Origin of the sequence: Rhodoferax sp. (assembly GCF_014859475.1) — a bacterium.
GTDB lineage: Bacteria > Pseudomonadota > Gammaproteobacteria > Burkholderiales > Burkholderiaceae_C > Rhodoferax.
Genome location: NZ_JACUUE010000230.1, coordinates 1 through 3,626 on the forward strand (window position 1 = coordinate 1; position 3,626 = coordinate 3,626).

Genomic DNA, 3,626 nt, shown 5'->3' on the forward strand with positions numbered 1-3,626 from the left:
GCCAGCGAGGCCTTCAGCCAGAAGAACATCAACTGCAGCATTGCCGAGAGCATCGAGCGCTTTGCCCCGGTGGTGGCCGCAGCGCGCGAGGCGGGCATTTATGTGCGCGGCGCCATGAGCTGCACCGTGGGCTGTCCGTACGAGGGCGACATTGCACCGGAGCGCGTGGGCTACCTGGCCGGGTTGATGAAGGGCATCGGCGTGCAGCATGTGGGTGTAGCCGACACCATTGGCGTGGGCACGCCGCTCAAGGTGCAGCGCGCGGTAGAGGCCACGCTCAAGCACTTTGACATCAACGACGTGTCAGGCCACTTTCACGACACCTACGGCCAGGCGCTGGCCAATACGCTGATCTGCCTGCAGATGGGCGTCTGGCAGTTTGATGCCTCGGTGGCCGGGTTGGGCGGTTGCCCCTATGCCAAGGGCGCCACCGGCAACGTGGCGACCGAGGACGTGGTGTATCTGCTGCACGGCATGGGCATCGAGACTGGCATCGACCTCGACTTGCTGATCGATGCCGGCCAGTTCATCAGTGACTTTCTGGGCCGGGCGACCAATTCGCGCGCGGGCAGGGCGCTGTTCACCAAGCGGCAAGCCTGATGTGCGGTGCTGAACTCAAACCCCTGCCCGAAGGCATGCAGCGGGTGGCGCGCGTCTTGCAGGACAAAGGCCATCCGCACGCGCCGGTGATGCTCGATGACGCGGCGCGCACCGCGCAGCAGGCGGCCGATGCGCTGGGTGTGGCGCTGGGGCAGATTGCCAAGAGCATCATTTTCAAGCGCAAGCCCGATGCGGCCGCTGTGCTGGTCATCACCTCGGGCGACCGCCGTGTGGACGAGGCCAAGGTGCAGGCGCTAGTCTGTGTCGATGGCCAAAAGCTCGGCCGTGCCGATGCCGAGTTTGTCAAGGCGAGCACGGGTTTTTCGATTGGCGGCGTTTCGCCGGTTGGGCATGCGGTGGCATCTGTCACCCTGATTGACCGCGAGCTGCTGCGTTTTGACGAAATCTGGGCGGCCGCCGGGCATCCGCATGGCGTTTTCAGGTTGCATCCGGCTGATCTGGTGCATTTGACCGGCGCGCCGGTGGTCGATGTGGCGGCAGGAGAAACCCCTTGAGATCCGACCCGAAAGCCATGAAATTGCTGGCCGCCAGCGCCAGGCATGTCCGCGCCAGCGCGCAAAGCTTTGCCCAAACCGTGCCGTCGCCCTGCGTGTCGGTGTGTCAGATGGATGAAGCCACCGGCATGTGCCAGGGCTGCTTGCGCACGCTCGACGAGATCGGCCGGTGGGGCAATGCCGATGACGCGTTCAAGCGCGTCGTCTGGACCCGAATCGAGGCGCGCCTGACCGAGTTCGAATCATGAAGCACATCACCTTTTACCTGGACTTCATCTCGCCCTACGCTTACCTGGCGTTCGAGCAATTGCCCGAGGCACTGATGGGCCACAGCACCAGCGTGACGTACAAGCCGGTGCTGTTTGGCGCCTTGCTCAAACACCACGGGCAACTGGGCCCGGCCGAGATTGCGGGCAAGCGCGAGTGGATTTACCGCCAGGTGCTGTGGCTGGCGCATCAGCACGGGCTTGCGCTGCAGTTGCCCGCCACGCACCCGTTCAACCCGCTCGCTTTGTTGCGGCTGGCGCTGGCCTGCGGTACGCCGGAGCAGCCCAATCGCTATGTTTGTGAAGCCCTGTTTCGCCATGTCTGGCAGGGCGGGCTGGAGGCGGCTGACCCTGAACGGCTGCAGACGCTCACCCAGCAATTGAACCCGGCACGCCCGCCGGACAGTGACGAGGTCAAGGCCCGGCTCAAGGCCAACGCGTCTCATGCGATTGCGCAGGGTGTGTTTGGTGTGCCCACCTTCGAGGTCGATGGCAAATTGTTCTGGGGCCTCGATGCCTTGCCCATGTTGCGGGCTTATTTGGCGGGCGATGCGTGGTTTGAAGGCGCGTGGGACGCGGCTGCAGCCATTGCGCCAGGGGTGCAGCGCCTGCCGTGACCGGGGGCCGGGGCTTAAGCCCTTTTGAGCGGGTTTGGCGGGCGGAAATCCCTAGAATGTTTGCCTCACAAACCGGAAAGCCTTCATGTCACAGGGAACCATCCGCATTCGCGGAGCGCGCCAGCACAACCTCAAAAATCTTGATCTGGACATCCGCACCGGTGAGCTGACCGTGGTCACCGGCCCGAGCGGGTCGGGCAAGTCCAGCCTGGTGTTCGACACCCTGTTTGCCGAGGGCCAGCGCCGTTACGTGGAGACCTTCAGCGCCTATGCGCGCCAGTTTCTCGACCGCATGGACAAACCGGCCGTGGACAAGGTCGAGGGGGTGCCGCCGGCAATTGCCATCGATCAGACCAACCCGGTGCGCTCGAGCCGCTCCACCGTGGGCACGATGACCGAGCTCAACGACCATTTGAAGCTGCTCTTTGCCCGCGCTGCTTCCCTGTTTGACCGGGTCACGGCGCAGCCGGTGCGCCACGACACCCCGGAGACCATTTATGCCGAACTGCTAGAGCGCGCAGGCAGCAGCGACGCGCGCCTGGCCATCACCTTCCCGGTGGAACTGCCAGCCAGCGCGACGCCGGCCGAGGTCGAGCAGTGGCTGTCGGTGAGCGGCTTCACCAAGGTGCAGGCCGAGCGTGAGGTGGAGGGCGAGGCCAACACGGCGGTGGTGAAGAAAAAAGCCGGTAAAGCGGCGACGGAGCCGATCTCGAAGCGCAAGGTGCTTGACGTGGTGGCGGACCGCTTTCGGCTGGGTAAGGTCGAGCGCGCCCGTGTGCTGGAGGCCATTGAAGTGGCGCTCAAACACGGCAGCGGTCGCATGACGGTGTACCTGCTGGATGCGTCGCCAACGGCAGCATCAGAAGTGTCGCAACCCGTCACCTGGAAGTTCTCCACCGGTCTGCATTGCCCCGAGAGCAACCTGCGCTACACCGACCCGATCGCGTCGATGTTCTCCTTCAATTCGGCCGTGGGTGCTTGTGATACCTGCCGCGGCTTTGGCCGGGTTATCGGGGTCGATTACGGTCTGGTGATTCCCAACGAAAAGCTCACTTTGCGCGCCGGTGCCATCAAGCCGATACAAACGCCTGCCTGGCAAGAGGCGCAGGACGATCTGATGCGTCATGCCGAAGCCGAGGGCATTCCGCGCGACACGCCGTGGAACAAACTGTCACCCGAGCAGCAGCACTGGGTGATTCACGGCTCGCCGCGCTGGAACGGCAAGTGGAACCAGCACTGGTTTGGCGTCAAGCGTTTTTTTGAATACCTGGAAACCAAGTCGTACAAGATGCACATTCGGGTGCTGCTGTCCAAGTACCGCAGCTACACGCCGTGCCCGGATTGTGGCGGTGCCAGGCTGAAAACCGAGAGCCTGCTGTGGCGCATCGGGTCCAAAGCAGATGCTGATGCGGTGCTGGAACCAAGGCTGCGCTTCATGCCGCAGGGCGTGAGCTGGCGTCGTGATCAGCTGGAAGCGCTGCCAGGGCTGTGCCTGCATGACTTGATGCAGTTGCCGATGGACCGTCTGCGCCTGTTTTTTGACCAGTTGTCGGCTGTTGAACAGCCATCGTCGCGAGGGCGCGACTCCCACAAACCATCGAACATCCCTGTCCCTGTGGGAGCGGCGC

4 protein-coding genes and 1 pseudogene are annotated in these 3,626 nt (G+C 63.7%); all 5 read left to right on the forward strand.

Features of this window, described 5'->3' with window-relative positions:
- Positions 1 to 600: hydroxymethylglutaryl-CoA lyase (locus IBX54_RS13505; RefSeq protein ID WP_296543178.1), on the forward strand; the 600-nt coding region annotated here is incomplete at its 5' end.
- Positions 600 to 1,115, forward strand: a complete 516-nt coding sequence (locus IBX54_RS13510) for a YbaK/EbsC family protein (protein ID WP_296543179.1) — start codon at positions 600 to 602, stop codon at positions 1,113 to 1,115. The genes IBX54_RS13505 and IBX54_RS13510, both read left to right, overlap by 1 nt.
- Positions 1,116 to 1,132: 17 nt before the next feature.
- Positions 1,133 to 1,363 (forward strand): DUF1289 domain-containing protein, encoded by a 231-nt coding sequence (locus IBX54_RS13515; RefSeq protein ID WP_296543181.1) that lies wholly within the window; start codon positions 1,133 to 1,135, stop codon positions 1,361 to 1,363.
- Positions 1,360 to 1,998, forward strand: coding sequence for a 2-hydroxychromene-2-carboxylate isomerase (locus IBX54_RS13520; protein WP_296543180.1), 639 nt, complete (start codon positions 1,360 to 1,362; stop codon positions 1,996 to 1,998). The genes IBX54_RS13515 and IBX54_RS13520 overlap by 4 nt, the downstream gene beginning before the upstream one ends.
- An 85-nt stretch (positions 1,999 to 2,083) precedes the next feature.
- Positions 2,084 to 3,626 (forward strand): annotated as a pseudogene (locus IBX54_RS13525) (excinuclease ABC subunit A); the annotation flags it as partial.